This is a genomic window from Vibrio sp. M250220 (assembly GCF_036533795.1).
Lineage (GTDB): Bacteria > Pseudomonadota > Gammaproteobacteria > Enterobacterales > Vibrionaceae > Vibrio.
Genome location: NZ_JATABI010000002.1, coordinates 120,289 through 136,057, shown reverse-complemented (window position 1 = coordinate 136,057; position 15,769 = coordinate 120,289). Strand labels below are relative to the sequence as shown.

General features: G+C 44.7%; 14 protein-coding genes. 8 read left to right on the top strand and 6 right to left on the bottom strand.

Features of this window, described 5'->3' with window-relative positions:
* Positions 1 to 32 precede the first annotated feature (32 nt).
* Positions 33 to 620 (bottom strand): TfoX/Sxy family DNA transformation protein, encoded by a 588-nt coding sequence (locus tag QTN94_RS01390; RefSeq protein ID WP_138973292.1) that lies wholly within the window; start codon positions 618 to 620, stop codon positions 33 to 35.
* A 347-nt stretch (positions 621 to 967) separates the two neighbouring features.
* Between QTN94_RS01390 and QTN94_RS01385 the strand changes: the two genes are divergently transcribed.
* From QTN94_RS01385 to QTN94_RS01365, 5 genes are all read left to right on the top strand, one after another.
* Positions 968 to 1,888 carry an HDOD domain-containing protein gene (locus QTN94_RS01385; protein ID WP_331426614.1) on the top strand — a complete coding sequence of 307 codons (921 nt, stop codon included), beginning with the start codon at positions 968 to 970 and terminating at the stop codon, positions 1,886 to 1,888.
* Positions 1,889 to 1,906: 18 nt separating this feature from the next.
* Complete coding sequence (locus QTN94_RS01380) at positions 1,907 to 2,812, top strand: lysine exporter LysO family protein (RefSeq protein ID WP_138973294.1); 906 nt, start codon at positions 1,907 to 1,909, stop codon at positions 2,810 to 2,812.
* A 112-nt stretch (positions 2,813 to 2,924) separates the two neighbouring features.
* Positions 2,925 to 3,437 (top strand): hypothetical protein, encoded by a 513-nt coding sequence (locus QTN94_RS01375; RefSeq protein ID WP_331426613.1) that lies wholly within the window; start codon positions 2,925 to 2,927, stop codon positions 3,435 to 3,437.
* 144 nt (positions 3,438 to 3,581) lie between these two features.
* A complete protein-coding gene (panP, locus tag QTN94_RS01370) occupies positions 3,582 to 5,228 on the top strand; it encodes a pyridoxal-dependent aspartate 1-decarboxylase PanP (RefSeq protein WP_331426612.1) in 1,647 nt (548 codons plus the stop codon).
* A gap of 289 nt (positions 5,229 to 5,517) precedes the next feature.
* The gene (locus tag QTN94_RS01365; RefSeq protein ID WP_331417067.1) at positions 5,518 to 6,372 is read left to right on the top strand and encodes a MurR/RpiR family transcriptional regulator; all 855 of its coding nucleotides are present in this window, start codon (positions 5,518 to 5,520) and stop codon (positions 6,370 to 6,372) included.
* 33 nt (positions 6,373 to 6,405) lie between these two features.
* Here the strand turns inward: QTN94_RS01365 and QTN94_RS01360 are convergent, their stop codons facing one another.
* Positions 6,406 to 7,659, bottom strand: a complete 1,254-nt coding sequence (locus QTN94_RS01360; RefSeq protein ID WP_331426611.1) for an iron-containing alcohol dehydrogenase — start codon at positions 7,657 to 7,659, stop codon at positions 6,406 to 6,408.
* Positions 7,660 to 7,925: 266 nt separating this feature from the next.
* Between QTN94_RS01360 and QTN94_RS01355 the strand changes: the two genes are divergently transcribed.
* Together QTN94_RS01355 and QTN94_RS01350 are read left to right on the top strand one after the other, a co-directional pair.
* On the top strand, positions 7,926 to 8,192 hold the full coding sequence (locus tag QTN94_RS01355; protein WP_138973298.1) for a GrxA family glutaredoxin: 267 nt from the start codon (positions 7,926 to 7,928) through the stop codon (positions 8,190 to 8,192).
* A 187-nt stretch (positions 8,193 to 8,379) separates the two neighbouring features.
* On the top strand, positions 8,380 to 10,062 hold the full coding sequence (locus QTN94_RS01350; RefSeq protein ID WP_331417069.1) for an aspartate:alanine antiporter: 1,683 nt from the start codon (positions 8,380 to 8,382) through the stop codon (positions 10,060 to 10,062).
* A gap of 82 nt (positions 10,063 to 10,144) precedes the next feature.
* Here QTN94_RS01350 and QTN94_RS01345 read toward each other — a convergent pair whose 3' ends face one another.
* The 4 genes from QTN94_RS01345 to QTN94_RS01330 form a co-directional block, all read right to left on the bottom strand.
* Positions 10,145 to 10,822 (bottom strand): ABC transporter permease, encoded by a 678-nt coding sequence (locus tag QTN94_RS01345; protein ID WP_331426610.1) that lies wholly within the window; start codon positions 10,820 to 10,822, stop codon positions 10,145 to 10,147.
* A gap of 3 nt (positions 10,823 to 10,825) precedes the next feature.
* A complete protein-coding gene (locus tag QTN94_RS01340) occupies positions 10,826 to 11,566 on the bottom strand; it encodes an ABC transporter permease (RefSeq protein WP_138973301.1) in 741 nt (246 codons plus the stop codon).
* Positions 11,567 to 11,653: 87 nt separating this feature from the next.
* On the bottom strand, positions 11,654 to 12,424 hold the full coding sequence (locus QTN94_RS01335; RefSeq protein WP_331417070.1) for an ABC transporter substrate-binding protein: 771 nt from the start codon (positions 12,422 to 12,424) through the stop codon (positions 11,654 to 11,656).
* Between the two features lie 67 nt (positions 12,425 to 12,491).
* Entirely contained in the window at positions 12,492 to 13,262 is a 771-nt protein-coding gene (locus QTN94_RS01330) for an ABC transporter ATP-binding protein (protein WP_138973303.1), read from the bottom strand.
* A 671-nt stretch (positions 13,263 to 13,933) separates the two neighbouring features.
* On the opposite strand from QTN94_RS01330, the gene QTN94_RS01325 reads away from it, so the two are divergent.
* Positions 13,934 to 15,481, top strand: a complete 1,548-nt coding sequence (locus QTN94_RS01325; RefSeq protein WP_331417071.1) for a DUF3360 family protein — start codon at positions 13,934 to 13,936, stop codon at positions 15,479 to 15,481.
* The last annotated feature ends 288 nt before the right edge of the window (positions 15,482 to 15,769 follow it).

Here is a 15,769-nt window from a genome sequence, read left to right as displayed (position 1 = left end):
GCTTTGAGCGAACACTTAAAGTGACGATTAATCTAGTGGCAGTTAGCCAATAATTGACGCTTGCGTGGTTCCTGAATCAGTTTCCAATGAATCCCTTCGACTGCACCGGCAAACTTCCACAGTAGCTTGACATCTACATCACTGCCATAAGCTTCTTTGACACGGCTAAATACTGCCGCTGCACCGAGTTCTAGGAAGGTATCAACATCTTCCACGCCGGCTTTTTTAACCATGCGCTCTAGCGTCAACTGCATATTAGGCAAATCTCTAAGGCGACGATTAGCAGAAGAACGTTTGTATTTACGTTGTGATACAGAACACTTGATGGATTGCTCGACTAACTCTTCGACACGTTCAAAGTTATCAACAAAAAGTGAGGTAATGTCGTAGTAGTTAACGGTCGCTGTCGTCTGTTTTTTAACGTGGCGATACTTCTCGCAATTAAGAGCTCTTAACTCTTCGTCGAGTGCTTCAGCACCACGGATGAAAATTTTATTCGCGCTAAGAAGAGCGAACATTGCGTCGTCTTTGAATAACCCAGTACCACCAAACATTGATCGTTTCTGGAAGTCACCAAATTTCTTAACATATTGAATAAATTGTTGCTCTGTCATATCCATTGATCCTCAATCAAAAACCCCGATTAGTCGTGATCACCAGATAGCAGCAGTTATAAGCGAAAGATAAAAACACACTCGAGCAGTTAATTTTTTTGTTTGAGCTAGAGTGATAACAACAAGAATGATAGTTAACGAAACGAAATAAGTCTGGGCATGCGTCACATCAATTGCATGAGAAAGGGTCAATTCTGGACTAAGTGTCACAATTTAGCACTTTACGTCCTTTGAGTACCATAGATTTCACAATATCCAGTGTCACAAAACCTATCAATATAAGTAATCTATTGTTTGCCAAAGCGTGTAGGAAAAAGCTACACTGTGTAGGACAAACCAACCTTCTAGCACTTATGAATCACCTATCATTTTATTGGCTACCGCAGAATAATGAGCTTTTAATTAAAGGCATCGAATCTGAGTTTTCAGTTCTTGTTGAACACTCAATCAAATCGCGGAAGATATCACTGCCTCCTATCCCTGATGTCGTATTAAAGATCCAGCAATTATGTTCGCAAGACTCCACAGGTATTGCTGACGTCGCTGATAGTTTGTTGGAAGATCCTGGCCTCGCAGCCATCGTTATTCGCGTCGCTAACTCAGTCATTTTTAATCGCCGCAATATCACTTGCACCGACTTAGTTACCGCGGTATCTCGTTTGGGCATTTTACGCGTACGTGACATAGTGACTGCTCAGGCAATTGAGCAGCTAAAGCATTCGATCAACCTAAGCCCTTCATGTAACAGAATGCTGGTGCAGAGCGCTGCAAACTCACGAGAGCTTGCCGCCACTATGGTTCTCGTTGCTCGTGGATTTAAAGAATCAGAATCACCAAGATATCAACATATTGAAACTGACAAGGCACTTCTGGCAGGTTTGCTTGCCGATATCGGCTTATTCTGCATTATTAGCGAATATCATAGCTACCTAGATCAAGGAAATTACCTTGACGAAGAGATTGCTTTTCAGGTGTTCGATCGTCAGTGTTCTAACGCAAGTTCGCTAGTTCTTGAAAGCTGGGGCTTTGACAATGACTTCCTAGAAGTTGCCTCAAACCAAACCAAAACAAAATCTGACCTAGCAGTGACTTACCTTGATATCGCCAGAGTTGCTAATCATATACTAATGTTCCGTCGTCAAGACGAGCACATAGATGAACACACTGTAGAATTTGATGTAACAGGCGCGGATATACTGTACAAACTCAGTAATTTAAGTGATATTGAGTTCAATACTCAAATAGATGAACTTATTAGCGCAAGTGGTTTGTAACCACGAACAGGAAGTATCATGTTTTCAGGGATGTTATTTATCTTTGCCCCACTTGTGGTGGGGTACTTCATTTCTATATCTAAAAAGTCACTCCTAGATAAAATCAACGCCACAACATCAAACCTTATTTACGTCATTCTGGCACTAATGGGCTTGAGTTTAGCGGCACTGGATAATCTCGGTCAGAACCTCCAATTGATTCTAAAGACGACAGCGGTGTTTTTTACCTGTCTAAGTTTAGCGAACTTGGCGGTACTGCCATTGATCGACAAATGGCTACCCATTCATACCGATGCCAGTAATACCAAGTTGCCGCTTTCTGCGATGGCGATGGAATCTGCCAAACTGATTTTGGTTGTCGGCGGTGGACTGGTCATCGGCCTTATGCTGCCAATCGATCTTAGCTGGGTTGACACTGCAAGCGAATGGATTCTCTTTTTACTGCTATTTTTTATTGGCATCCAACTTCGAAATAGCGGCCTCACTCTGCGCCAAATTCTTCTTAATAAGCAGGGCATGGTCATCGCACTGACCATAGTCGCAAGCTCTATGATCGGCGGTGTTATTTCGGCTCTGATCCTCGATATCGACCTCTATCGTGGCCTCGCTATGGCGTCTGGTTTTGGCTGGTACTCTTTAGCTGGTATTTTGATGGGTGATGCTTTTGGTCCAGTGTATGGTGGGGCGTCATTCATGATTGAGCTCTTACGTGAGCTGATTGCGTTAGTTCTAATCCCTTTGTTTATTAGAACCCGTCCGTGTACTTCGATTGGTTATGCCGGGGCAACCGCGATGGACTTTACGCTACCAGTGATTCAGACAACCGGTGGGGTTCGCTGTGTACCCATTGCTATCGTAAGTGGATTTATTCTTAGCCTTCTCGTGCCCGTTTTGATGCTTTTCTTTGTCTCACTTGCAGGCTAGATCGCAGGAATCGACAAGAAAATTATTTATATTGGCCGCTTACAAGCCATTAATTTTAGAAAACACTAAATTAGAAAACATTAGTATAATAATTATCTTCAAAGGAATCATTATGAAACGTACGATCGCTGCACTGCTACTCGCCGCCACCTCAACAATGGCCGCAGCCGCAGACAACACCTGCATGTCACAAAAATATGATGCGTACATTGACGCTTCTCTGCACTGGTATGAAGATTTATCTCAGCTTACCGCTGAGCAGTACCCAGAGTTGAAAGAAGTCAGCGAATGGTTCCTTAAAGGGCGTAAAAACCACTTCGAACTCAATCGAGCAGCAGTTCATTACTACCTTAAACAAGATCCTACAAAAGTTGCAACCGCTCAACCTGTCGAAGCATGGTTACAGCTTGAACAAAAAGATATTAAGGTGCTCGCCTCTCATAGCGACGAACTTGGACAACTTGCTCAGATCACGTTCGCAGATCGCCAAGCGACGCCACATGAGAAAAACTACCAGCTTCGTTCTGCATTCGCTGATCTACTCAGCCATCCAACCAAAATTGATTCAGCCCTTAAACGCTACAATGAATCAATCAAGAATCTAGAAGCCATCAATTGCCAATAGTCACAGCTATTGCAGGGGCTTTGGCATCATCTCAGTGTTTAGCCCCACCAAACACCAACAATCTTTAATTAAGACGGGACATTGTTTCCGTTTTCGTTTAGATTGTCCCGCTTGCAACAAGAACGATTAGAGCAATGAAGCTGTATGATACCGGAACAAAAAACGGCTGATGTGAGTTTCGAGAGCTTACTCCGAATTTTCACAGTACCTGAAGGGCCTGACTCAACGCTAACCAAAATCGACGAAGAGCTTTCACGCAACTTGAATAAGTTTCTGCGTGAACATATCGTAGCAGAAGAAAAACCGCTGCGAGACATCGAAAAAGACTTCTCTCGAGCATCTATACCTGAGCAACCTGAATTTGTCTCCGACCACACCCAGCACCTGCTGGATACGTTAGTTTCCCACTCTGTCCATACTTCGGCGCCTAGCTTTATTGGTCATATGACGTCGGCACTGCCCTACTTTCTCATGCCACTGTCGAAAATCATGATTGCTCTCAACCAAAACTTGGTAAAGATTGAGACTTCAAAAGCCTTCACGCCACTGGAACGTCAAGTCCTTGGCATGTTGCATCGTCTGATTTACGGGCAAGATGACCACTTCTACGCACAATGGATGCATAGCGCAAACCACTCTCTGGGCGCGTTTTGCTCAGGTGGTACAATAGCGAATATTACCGCTCTTTGGGTCGCACGTAACAACGCTCTAAGAGCGCAAGGCTCTTTCAAAGGCGTTGAGAAAGAAGGTCTATTCAAAGCCATGAAGCATTATGGCTACGAAGGGCTAGCTGTCTTGGTGTCTGAACGCGGTCACTACTCACTGAAAAAAGCGGCGGATGTATTGGGCATCGGTCAAGAGGGATTGGTTGCGGTTAAAACTGACAGCAACAACCGAATTTGCCCAGCGGCCTTACAACAGAAGATCATCGAACTTAAAGCGCAGAACATCAAACCGTTTGCGGTAATTGGGGTCGCAGGAACCACTGAAACTGGCAACATCGACCCGTTACGCGCCATCGCTGAGATCTGTAAAAAAGAAGAGTGTCACTTCCACGTTGATGCAGCGTGGGGGGGAGCGACATTGATGTCTAACAATCATAGACACTTATTGGATGGCGTTGAATTAGCAGACTCTGTCACCATCGACGCACACAAACAGCTATACATCCCAATGGGCGCCGGCATGGTTCTGTTCAAACAACCTGATGCGATGAAGTCTATTGAACACCACGCACAGTACATTTTGCGTAAAGGTTCCAAAGATCTTGGCAGCCATACATTGGAAGGCTCTCGCTCCGGAATGGCGATGCTGGTGTATGCCGCAATGCATATTATCAGCCGCCCAGGTTATGAGCTGCTCATTGACCAAAGTATCGAAAAAGCTCGCTACTTCGCCGATCTTATCCATCAGCAACAGGACTTCGAACTTGTTTCTGAGCCTGAACTATGTCTGCTTACTTATCGATATTTACCCGCGCATGTCAAAGCTGCACTCAAGCTCTCAACGGGTAAACAAACTGAGCAGCTCAATGAATTGCTTAACGAATTGACCATGTTCATTCAGAAGCGTCAACGTGAAACAGGCAAATCATTTGTCTCACGAACACGCCTTAACCCTGAACAGTGGAATCACCTTAACACGATCGTTTTTCGTGTGGTGCTCGCTAACCCACTCACCGGAAGGGATATTCTTAGTTCCGTTCTTGAGGAGCAAAGAGTTATCGCGACTCAAGTTCCTAACTTGATGGCTAGGATTGATGAGCTATGTACAGAAATCGTTAATCATTAGCCGTAAACTGAAACTTTCTTTCTGGAAAAGTGTAATTTCCCTATCAACATAGGCTTCAGATTTTGTTTTTTTCGCTCAGGATGTGATTTCTGTAGTTTAGACAAAATTTAGTTTGAGGCTTGTCATATAATAGCCAATTGACAGATAGAAATATTGCCGTAAACCTTTGGCTTAGGTTTATACTGGTCGCATGGCGCCGGATTGCACTTACCTTTTGGGAAACTGGTTGTTTCCTATCATTAATTACGGGTATATCTGGTAAGTTGTTCTCTATACCCTCGTGAACACTATGAATACATTAGAAAAAATTCAAAAAAATCTAGAAAACTTTAGTAAGTCAGAGCGTAAGGTCGCCGAAGTTATCATGGCCTCCCCTCAGACTGCGATTCATTCTAGTATTGCTACACTGGCTAAGATGGCTGACGTAAGTGAGCCAACGGTTAACCGTTTTTGTCGTCGCTTGGACACTAAAGGTTTCCCTGATTTTAAGCTTCACTTAGCACAAAGCCTTGCTAACGGAACACCTTATGTAAACCGCAATGTTGAGGAAGATGATGGTCCAGACGCCTACACGCATAAGATTTTTGAATCTACTATGGCGTGTTTAGACGTAGCCAAAAACAGCCTTGACCCAATGCAAATTAACCGTGCAGTTGATCTTCTGACTCAGGCGAAGCGCATTTCATTTTTCGGATTGGGTGCATCATCAGCAGTAGCAAAAGATGCTCAAAACAAGTTTATCCGTTTCAATATCCCAATCACCTGTTTTGAAGATATCGTTATGCAGCGTATGAGCTGTATTAACTGCACTGACAATGATGTGATCGTACTGGTTTCTCACACTGGTCGAACTAAAAGCCAAGTCGAGATCGCGAACCTTGCACGTGAAAATGGGGCGACGGTAATCGCCATTACGGCTAAGGACTCGCCGTTAGATAAAGCCAGCTCTTTGTCTATTTCACTAGATGTCCCAGAAGACACCGATGTCTACATGCCAATGGCAAGCCGCGTGGTTCAAATGACCGTGATTGATGTTTTGGCAACCGGTTTTACACTGCGTCGTGGTTCTGGTTTCCGTGAAAACCTCAAACGCGTTAAAGACGTATTGAAAGATTCTCGATACGACAAGCTGTCACAATTTTAACTAGAAACGGAGCGTTTAACGCTCCGTTTTTTGTTAGCTGTTTTGCAAACGTCCCTCATCCAGTTTATCTCCACCTAGCCTGACCACACTGGCTTCACACTGGTGTTCAAATGGTCTCTCCTCTTGGCAGGAACCATCGCACTGACATACCTGTTGTAGGATATGCATCAAACGTTCTTTGGTCAGCGGAAGAGGATTGCCTCTTATTGCCACTGACTTTAACGCATCTTCAGCAACACTTTCGAATGATGTTGTACAAACTCCAAACTGGTCGAGTTTTGGTAAACCTAACCGATCAAGCATCATGTTGACCCATAATACCGAATCTTCGCGGCAAGCATTGACACGCCCAGAGACAATACTCGCTATCTTAGCGTAGCGATCCAACACATCATCTCGTCCCGCACGTTCTGCGGCATGAATATTCTCCAACATCACGTAGGGCGCGAGACGGGCGGTGATAATACTATGAGGGGCATTGAGTTTGCCGCCCAAAGCGGATGCCAATCCATGTGCCGCACCCAGTTTGGCATTGGTGACCGCCATGCCGCCCAGCATTGCAGCAAACGAAAGATCCGACCGAGCGGAATGTTGATCGTTTAAGCAGGCAGCAAGGATAGATTTGCTTAATCTGCGTAACCCCTCTTCACAGATCATATCGGTCAGCGGATTTGGCTGCCCACATACATAGGCTTCCATCAAATGAGTGAAGGCGTCCATTGCTCCCCGAGCTGATGTCTCAACATCGGTACCATAAGTCAAAGTAGGGTCGACAATTGCCACATCAGCTAACATATCGGGGCTTCGTAAGCTTACCTTAACCTTGTCTTGCCCTGATCGAAGTACTGCATTTCGCGTCACTTCAGAGCCGGTACTGGCGGTAGTTGGTATCGCAATGAATGGAATAGGCTTCGACTTGAGTGGAACATTGCGTCCCACCACCTCAACATAGTCATACACATCACCTTGGTTAGGAATGATAGCGGCAAGTGCCTTGCCCATATCGAGAACACTCCCTCCGCCCATCGCGACCACCATGTCTGGCCTAAATTTACGACCGACTAATGCGGTCTCTTCTACCATTGTAATGTTGGGCTCACCACGGATGGCAACATGCTGATAGCGCATGTTTTGAGAACTGAGATATTGAATAACGGGAGAGGCTCTACTGAGATTTTTACTTGTTACTAAGAGTACGCTGTAACCAAATTGATTCAGTACAGACAATGATGACTGCAGTGCACCTTCACCAAAGATGATTCGCGTGGAGGTCATAAATTGAAACATGTTCGGCCTCTCCCTGTCACACCGGCCCAATTAGATTGCACCGATTTGCCACTAATTAATTTGACCAAGTGCAATTTGTAGCAATTAACCTTAAAAAATATATGGCTTTATCGACACAAAGCACAGGTTTCATAGCTAAATATAACTGACTGGGTTCAATTTTTGTTCGATAGATTTCACCTATTGAAACAACAGGTAAATGCCACTTTATTTCCGCCATTGGATCGGGCATAGTTGCAGTTAACAAATTACAGGAGAAAGAGAATATGTTCGTAGTTATCTTTGGTCGCCCAGCTTGCCCATACTGTGTTCGCGCAAAAGAGCACGCAGAAACACTAAAAGCACAGCGCGATGACTTCAACTACCGCTACGTTGATATCCACGCAGAGGGTATCTCTAAAGCAGACCTAGAAAAAACCGTAGGTAAACCTGTTGAGACTGTGCCACAAATCTTCATCGACCAAGAGCACATCGGTGGTTGCGATGACTTCGAGGCATACGCTAAAGAACACCTAGGCCTATTCGCCGAGTAATAAATCCGTTTTTAAAAAGCCGCGTCTAACGCGGTTTTTTTTGTTTCTATTCTGTTTGCAACCGCAGTCATATTGTTCTTAACTCTACTCAACAATAAATTGTCAAAATTTTCACTTATCTTTTGGCAATATTCAGATACAATTCGCTGACATCACTTACTGCCCGGCACCAACACAAGAATTGCCCGTGAACATTGACATCGTAACCTTGCTCGAACAGAACCCCATTCTTCTTATTTTCGTTGTCCTAGCGATAGGCTTAGGTATTGGTAAAATCCGCTTTGGAAGCCTTCAATTGGGCAACTCCATTGGTGTGTTGATTACATCGCTCATCATGGGACACCTCGGTTTTACCTTTAATGCTGACGCATTAACTATCGGATTTATGTTGTTTATCTACTGTGTTGGTATTGAAGCAGGCCCTAACTTCTTCGGTATTTTTTTCAGAGACGGTAAGCATTACTTCATTTTGAGTATGGTAGTGCTGTCCACTGCCCTTTCGATCACCTATTTTGCCAGCCATCATCTGGGATTAGATTTCGGTCTATCAGCAGGCATGATGGCGGGAGCCCTGACTTCAACGCCTGTGTTGGTAGGTGCCCAAGACGCACTCAATTCTGGTTTAGCGACCACACCAAGAAATATGGACTTTGCTCAGGTGATCGAAAACCTTTCTGTCGGCTATGCGATGGCTTATCTGATCGGCTTGATCAGTATGATCATGTTTGCCAAGCTTCTGCCAAAACTGCAAAAGCAGAACCTTTCCGACTCAGCTCAACAAATTGCGCAGGAACGCGGTTTAGGGGGGTCTGGTCAGCGCAAAGTTTACTTGCCAATTATTCGTGCTTACCGCGTTGGTCAAGAGTTGATTAACTGGATTGACGGTAAGAACTTACGAGAACTCGGTCTTTATCGTCAAACCGGTTGCTACATTGAGCGTATTCGCCGTAATGGTATCCTCGCCCATCCTGATGGTGACGCTATTTTGCAAGAAGGGGATGAGATTGCTCTCGTGGGCTTCCCAGATAGTCACGCCCGGCTCGATCCTAGCTTCCGCAACGGTAAAGAAGTCTTCGATCGCAACTTGCTAGACTTGCGTATCGTCGAAGAAGAGATCGTCGTAAAGAGTGATGCGATTGCCGGCAAACGTCTTTCTGATTTGAATCTTTCCGAATACGGCTGTTTCCTAAACCGCGTGGTTCGTGCTCAGATTGAAATGCCGATGGATTTAAATATCGTTTTGACGAAAGGTGATGTGCTTCAGGTCAGTGGTGAGAAAAGTCGTGTCCACGGCTTAGCTGAAAAAATCGGTTTTATCTCAATCCACAGCCAGATGGCTGATTTACTCGCGTTTTGTAGCTTCTTCATTCTCGGCATTATGTTTGGTTTAATCACCATGACATTCGGTCAAGTCTCGTTTGGTCTCGGTAACGCCGTAGGATTGCTTCTTTCGGGTATCACACTCGGTTTCTTGCGTGCTAACCACCCAACATTTGGCTACGTACCGCAAGGGGCGCTAAATATAGTCAAAGACCTAGGCTTGATGTTCTTTATGGTCGGAATTGGTCTGAGTGCGGGTGGTAAGATGTTCGAGCATCTTTCTCAGGTTGGGGTTCAAGTAATTGGCCTCGCCTTCCTAGTCAGTGTCGTCCCCGTTGTACTGGCTTATTTGGTTGGCGCCTACATTCTAAAAATGAACCGCGCACTTCTGTTTGGTGCCATTATTGGTGCCAGAACCTGCGCACCGGCGATGGATATCGTTAATGATTATGCCAAGTCAACCATCCCTGCCTTAGGCTATGCCGGCACTTATGCGATAGCCAATATTTTGATGACTCTGGCTGGTACGATACTGATCATTCTCAGTTAACGTTCTGTGTTACACGCCGGCACATCACGGCGAAACCCGAACTCAAATAAAAACGGCACCTTTCGGTGCCGTTTTTCTGTCATTAGCTTAATGGTCTCAAGTAGGCTAAGAAGCGTTTCTCAGCGTACTTAAAGCAGCCTAAGATAATAAAGGTTAACGCCATGTAGAACATTCCAGCTGTTAGGAAAGATTCAAACGGGGCATAGTAGCGAGAGTTAACCAAACGCGCTGCACCAGTTAAATCGACGATCGTCACGATACCAGCAACGGCACTACCATGAAGCATAAAGATCACTTCATTACTATAGGCAGGAAGGGCACGACGTAAAGCACTTGGCAAAATGATGCGGCGATAAGTCATAAACGCACTCATGCCATAAGCTTTAGCCGCTTCCACTTCACCCTTAGGCAGACCATTGATTGCGCCGCGGATAATCTCAGCAGTATATGCTGAAGTATTAAGCACAAAAGCGACCAATGCACAGAACCAAGCGTTCTCCCATAAGGTGTCTTTGACTGGGAAAAACTGGTCCATACCATAGTAAATTAGGTAAAGTTGAACCAGTAACGGTGTGCCACGGAAAAAATAGATGAAAGCCCAGCTCGGTCCGTTTATTAGGACATTATGACTGTTGCGTGCCACCCCAAGTGGAATCGCCACAATCAATCCAATAATCAAAGCCACACCAACCAACCAGGTGGTGGTCATTAATCCATCAAGATAGATGGGGAAACTATCTAAAATCAGTGAAAAATCCATTCTTTACCTCGCATGAATACTGAATTTGCGCTCTACCAGCTTTAAGAAGCCCGTTGAAACACTGGTAAAGAATAAGAAAATAATCGCTACCGCCATGTAGAAGGTAAATGGCATTTTCGTCGAACCAGCAGCCAGTGAGCTCATACGAACCATATCCTCAAGACCGATAATTGACACAAGTGCCGTTGTCTTGAGCAAAACGAGCCAGTTGTTACCAAATCCTGGCAAGGCGTGACGAATCATTTGCGGTAAAAGAATACGACGGAAAGCCAATACAGAGCTCATACCGTACGCTTTGGCAGCTTCAAGTTCACCGGAGTCAACTGCCATGATGGCACCACGGAACGTTTCTGCCATATAGGCGCCGAAAATGAATCCGATAGTGAGAACGCCGGCCACAAATGGGCTGACATCAATGTAATCTGGTAAATATGACGTCCACTCATGACTTGGGTCACTTGCCGCAAACCATTCGTTTAGTGTTTCGTTGATGGAGTACAAACTGTTGTTGAGAAGAATTTGTCCACCAAAGAAGATCAACATCATGAGAACTAAGTCGGGAATACCACGAATCACCGTGGTGTATAGAGTGGCTATTGCTCGAGCCCAGCGATAAGGGGCCATTTTGGCTAATGCACCTAGCATACCTAGAATCATAGCCAGCAATAATGACAACAGAGCGACTTCTATGGTCACTACGGCCCCTTTCATAATAGAGGCTTCATATCCTTGTAAATCCAGCATAGGTAAGTTCCTGGTCCCTAAACTTTATAGAAATCGACCGTTGGCTACTACTCCTAGGAACAAGAACCAACGGTCGTTTAGCAACGATTACTGACCGTAAACGTCGTAGTTGAAGTATTTAGCCGCGATTTCTTGATAAACACCCTTCTCGCGTAAAGATAGGATGGCTTGGTCTAGCTTCTTGGTCAGATCTTTATCTTGCTTGCGAAGTGCGATACCAAAACCTTCACCGAACCATTTAGGGTCAGTTAGCGATGGGCCTACGAATTCGTACCCTTCACCACCCGCTTTGTTCAGTACACCTTCTTCAAGAGCAGAAGCATCACCAAGAACTGCCGCTACACGACCGTTTGCAAGGTCAAGGTAAGCTTCATCGAAAGAACCGTAACGAACGATTTCTACTTTGTCGCCGTAGTTATCCGTTAGGTATTTGTCGTGAGTTGTCGCACGCTGCACAGCAATCTTCTGACCACTTAGGTTGTCAAAATCAAGGCCTGCACCTTTCTTAGCAATAAACTTGTTAGGGATAAGTGCGTATTTACCAGTGAAGTCAACTTTCTTCTTACGCTCTTCGGTAATAGACATTGCTGCGATGATGGCATCGTATTTACGTGCTAGTAGTGAAGGAATGATGCCATCCCAGTCTTGAGCAACGATCTTACATTTCACTGCCATTTCCTGACATAGAGCGTTTGCCATATCTACGTCAAAACCTTTCAGTGAACCATCGGCTTCTGTCCAGCTAAATGGAGGGTAAGCACCTTCAATACCGAAGCGAACTTCATTCCATTCTTTCGCTTGTACTGCGCCAGTCACAGCGGTAGCTGCCAGTGTTGCTGCTAATAACCACTTTTTCATTTCCATACTCCTGTGATTGTGATTTTTATATGTAACTTATGTGTGTTTGTCTGCCGCTAAACGGCTATTAGTAAATTGATGAGATAAATTGCTTTAAACGCTCAGAATCAGGGTTTGTAAATAGCTTCGCAGGGTCGCCTTGTTCCTCAACCAATCCCTGATGCAAAAACATCACATGGTTAGAAACATCGCGCGCGAACGCCATTTCATGAGTGACCACTAGCATGGTGCGTCCCTCTTCTGCTAGGTCGCGCATTACGCCTAGAACTTCACCGACTAACTCAGGGTCGAGTGCCGATGTCGGCTCATCGAACAGCATCACTTCTGGGTCTACGGCAAGTGCGCGTGCAATGGCTGCTCGCTGCTGCTGACCGCCCGATAGATGACCTGGATAATAATCTTTGCGTTCATATAGCCCTACTTTTTTAAGCAGCAGCTCTGCATTTTCGATCGCTTGTGCTTTAGGCACGCCTAACACGTGAACCGGAGCTTCAATGACGTTTTCCATGACTGTCATATGTGACCAAAGGTTGAACCCTTGGAAAACCATAGCAAGTCTGGAACGAATTCGTTGCACCTGTCTTTCATTGGCAGGAACAGCCTCCCCTTGGCGATTGTTTTTCATCTGGATTAATTCCCCATTAACCCAAATTTCACCAGCAGTAGGTGTTTCAAGAAGATTGATACATCTTAGAAAAGTACTTTTTCCTGAACCGGATGAGCCGATAATGGAAATTACGTCCCCTTTGTGGGCTTCCAATGAGATGCCCTTTAAAACTTCATTTTGTCCAAATGTTTTGTGCAGTTCTTTTATATCCAGCGCTGGTACATCTTTCATGCGCTCATACTCCCTGTCTTTATTATGACCAATCATTAATAGTATTCACGATTGGTTGACTGCTGGGTTCCACCCACATTGCGGTACAAACTAGCACTCCCCTGAGCAAGTTGCAACAAATTATTAACCTATAAATCAGCAATATATAGCCACTTTATATGATTAATAATGCACTTAATAGTTAAAAGCGCTCCATATTTCGCATAAAACGCCCGACAATACAGATAATATCCAAATTATCAGTATTAACATTTTTATAAAAACAAGATCTAACTCAATAAACGATCTTTACCCCATTCGCCTTCAACTCGTAAAGGGTTGAGGTCGCTAGTAAACCTTACGTTATGAAATTTTATTTCAGTGAAACTGATTACAAGCTCGCAACTAATTGCAGCTTGTGTAGTTTTCTTTCACAACCTTTCATAAAGTGATCTAAATCAATCACTCTTTAGGGTTAGCAAGTTAAACTCGCCTCAATGCTAAAAATCTCAATAGAGGTACTTTTCGCAATAAATCCTCTATGCTTTAGCACATCAAGCATGAGCTACAGCGAGGTAGGCCGGGATTCAATTGCAGGAAGCTAAACCAGGTTTTTACAGAGCGGACCGTCTCAGAACAATAATCTGGTCCCTCTTCGCAGATTTACTAACTATTTAGAATATGAGGAATCTATGTCAGACGCAGTCAATAAACCGCACTCTGATTCGGATATCGAAAACAAGAGCTATCAAGAGCTGCACCGCCCAGCTTCTGAGTTTGAAAGCCGTTCAGACTACCTAGACCACGAACTACAAATCATGAAGCCACGCCGCTTCGGATTAAACCTGCCTGGTCGTGATTTCCGCTTTGAGCTTGAAGACTTGGTACCCGCTCTAGCCGGTACTATTGGTATTATCGCGATGTACTCTGCGGTAATGATGTCTTGGGCTGAAGGTCTAACCGCTGCTTGGGACCACGTTAACCTTGGCAAAGAGTTTGCTATCGAAGTGGCTCGAGTAGAAATGCTGATCCCAGCATTACTGTTCTGTGTTCTCGCTTCTGGTTTCATCAACCCGAAAGCAAACCTTGCCGGTAACCACGGCCCAATGATCCCTCTTATCGGCACCATCGCATTAGCAGGTGCGCACCCTCTTGCATTGGCTATCCTAATTGGTATCTTTGGCTTACTTCTGAGTTTCCTAAAAGGTGGCTCCAAGTTGGTCAACCTGACTTCAGAAGGTACGGCCGGTGGCCTACTGATCTTCCTCGGTCTGACCGGTACTATGAGCCAAATCAACTCTATTCAGACATGGGCTGTGGGTCTTCAGTCTGACACGGTTTCCGCTGGTAGCATGGGCTATGTTGGCCTTATCGTACTTGCCGTCACTATTGCGCTGTATGCTTTCCTAGCTAAAGTGAACAAGCGTTGGTTGGCTATCCCTGTTTGTGCATTTACTGGTCTAGTGATTGCGCTTGTACTTGGTGCTGGCTTCGATATTAAGTTCGTGACTGAAACTGGTCTTCCAAACCTAAACCCAGTTTACTGGTGGGGCAGCACAGAGCAAGGTTGGATGCTTGGTCTACCAAACATGGAACACTTTATTGCATCACTTCCGTTCGCCATTCTAGCGGTTGCTATGTGGTCACCTGACTTCCTAGGTCACCGTATCTTCCAAGAACTGAACTACCCTAAAAAGACTGAAAAAGTACTGATGGACGTAGATGACACTATGACAATGTGTTCAATTCGTCAGATGGTAGGTACAGCAGTGGGTGGTGGTAACATCACATCATCTTGGGGGACTTACATGATCCCAGCTGCCATCGCTAAGCGCCCTATTCCTGCTGGTGCGATTTTGCTAGGTTTGTTGGTTATGATCATTGCGATTCTTGGTTTCCCTATGGATATCGCTGTATGGCCTCCAGTAATGCGTGTTGCTCTTCTTGTCGGTGTCTCACTTCCGCTACTTGAAGCGGGTATGCAAATGGTTAAAGATTCTAAGGACTCTCAAGCTGCAGGTATCTGTATCTTCGGCTCGGCTGTTGTGAACCCTGTATTAGCTTGGGCACTAACCATGCTACTTGATAACAACGGTCTGATTGGTGATAAAGAACGCGCAGCTCGTCTATCGTTCGTCGATAAGATCGTGATCCCAGTAGGCGTGCTGGTTATCTGTCTGATCGCTATGCTTGCAGTAGGTATGCTTGAAGGCCAATACGGCATCGCAGCGTTCCTATAATGCAAACAGATGTTGAGAGCCGGCCTCGGCTCTCAACTTTTTTTTAGTGACAAGTTATTTTTTAAAAAATAATTTAAACAAACGAGCATTTATTGATTTAGTTTAAGGTTTGCAAAATTTTTTTAGTTTATCCTTGAAACCAAGTTAATAAGACACCATGTAAAAAGTAGTGACAATATTTATAGTTTTATGCCCTTTCGGTAAGCAACTTTAAAGACTATACATATTGTTATTCATAAGAGTGTACCATCCCAGTTTTGGGACTCAAACTGGCTCAACGGTTTGATA

Coding starts and splice junctions, on each gene's coding strand:
- QTN94_RS01390 (WP_138973292.1), bottom strand. CDS start 620: ATGGATATGACAGAGCAACAATTTATTCAATATGTTAAGAAATTTGGT.
- QTN94_RS01385 (WP_331426614.1), top strand. CDS start 968: ATGAATCACCTATCATTTTATTGGCTACCGCAGAATAATGAGCTTTTA.
- QTN94_RS01380 (WP_138973294.1), top strand. CDS start 1,907: ATGTTTTCAGGGATGTTATTTATCTTTGCCCCACTTGTGGTGGGGTAC.
- QTN94_RS01375 (WP_331426613.1), top strand. CDS start 2,925: ATGAAACGTACGATCGCTGCACTGCTACTCGCCGCCACCTCAACAATG.
- panP (WP_331426612.1), top strand. CDS start 3,582: ATGATACCGGAACAAAAAACGGCTGATGTGAGTTTCGAGAGCTTACTC.
- QTN94_RS01365 (WP_331417067.1), top strand. CDS start 5,518: ATGAATACATTAGAAAAAATTCAAAAAAATCTAGAAAACTTTAGTAAG.
- QTN94_RS01360 (WP_331426611.1), bottom strand. CDS start 7,659: ATGTTTCAATTTATGACCTCCACGCGAATCATCTTTGGTGAAGGTGCA.
- QTN94_RS01355 (WP_138973298.1), top strand. CDS start 7,926: ATGTTCGTAGTTATCTTTGGTCGCCCAGCTTGCCCATACTGTGTTCGC.
- QTN94_RS01345 (WP_331426610.1), bottom strand. CDS start 10,822: ATGGATTTTTCACTGATTTTAGATAGTTTCCCCATCTATCTTGATGGA.
- QTN94_RS01340 (WP_138973301.1), bottom strand. CDS start 11,566: ATGCTGGATTTACAAGGATATGAAGCCTCTATTATGAAAGGGGCCGTA.
- QTN94_RS01335 (WP_331417070.1), bottom strand. CDS start 12,424: ATGAAAAAGTGGTTATTAGCAGCAACACTGGCAGCTACCGCTGTGACT.
- QTN94_RS01330 (WP_138973303.1), bottom strand. CDS start 13,262: ATGAAAGATGTACCAGCGCTGGATATAAAAGAACTGCACAAAACATTT.
- QTN94_RS01325 (WP_331417071.1), top strand. CDS start 13,934: ATGTCAGACGCAGTCAATAAACCGCACTCTGATTCGGATATCGAAAAC.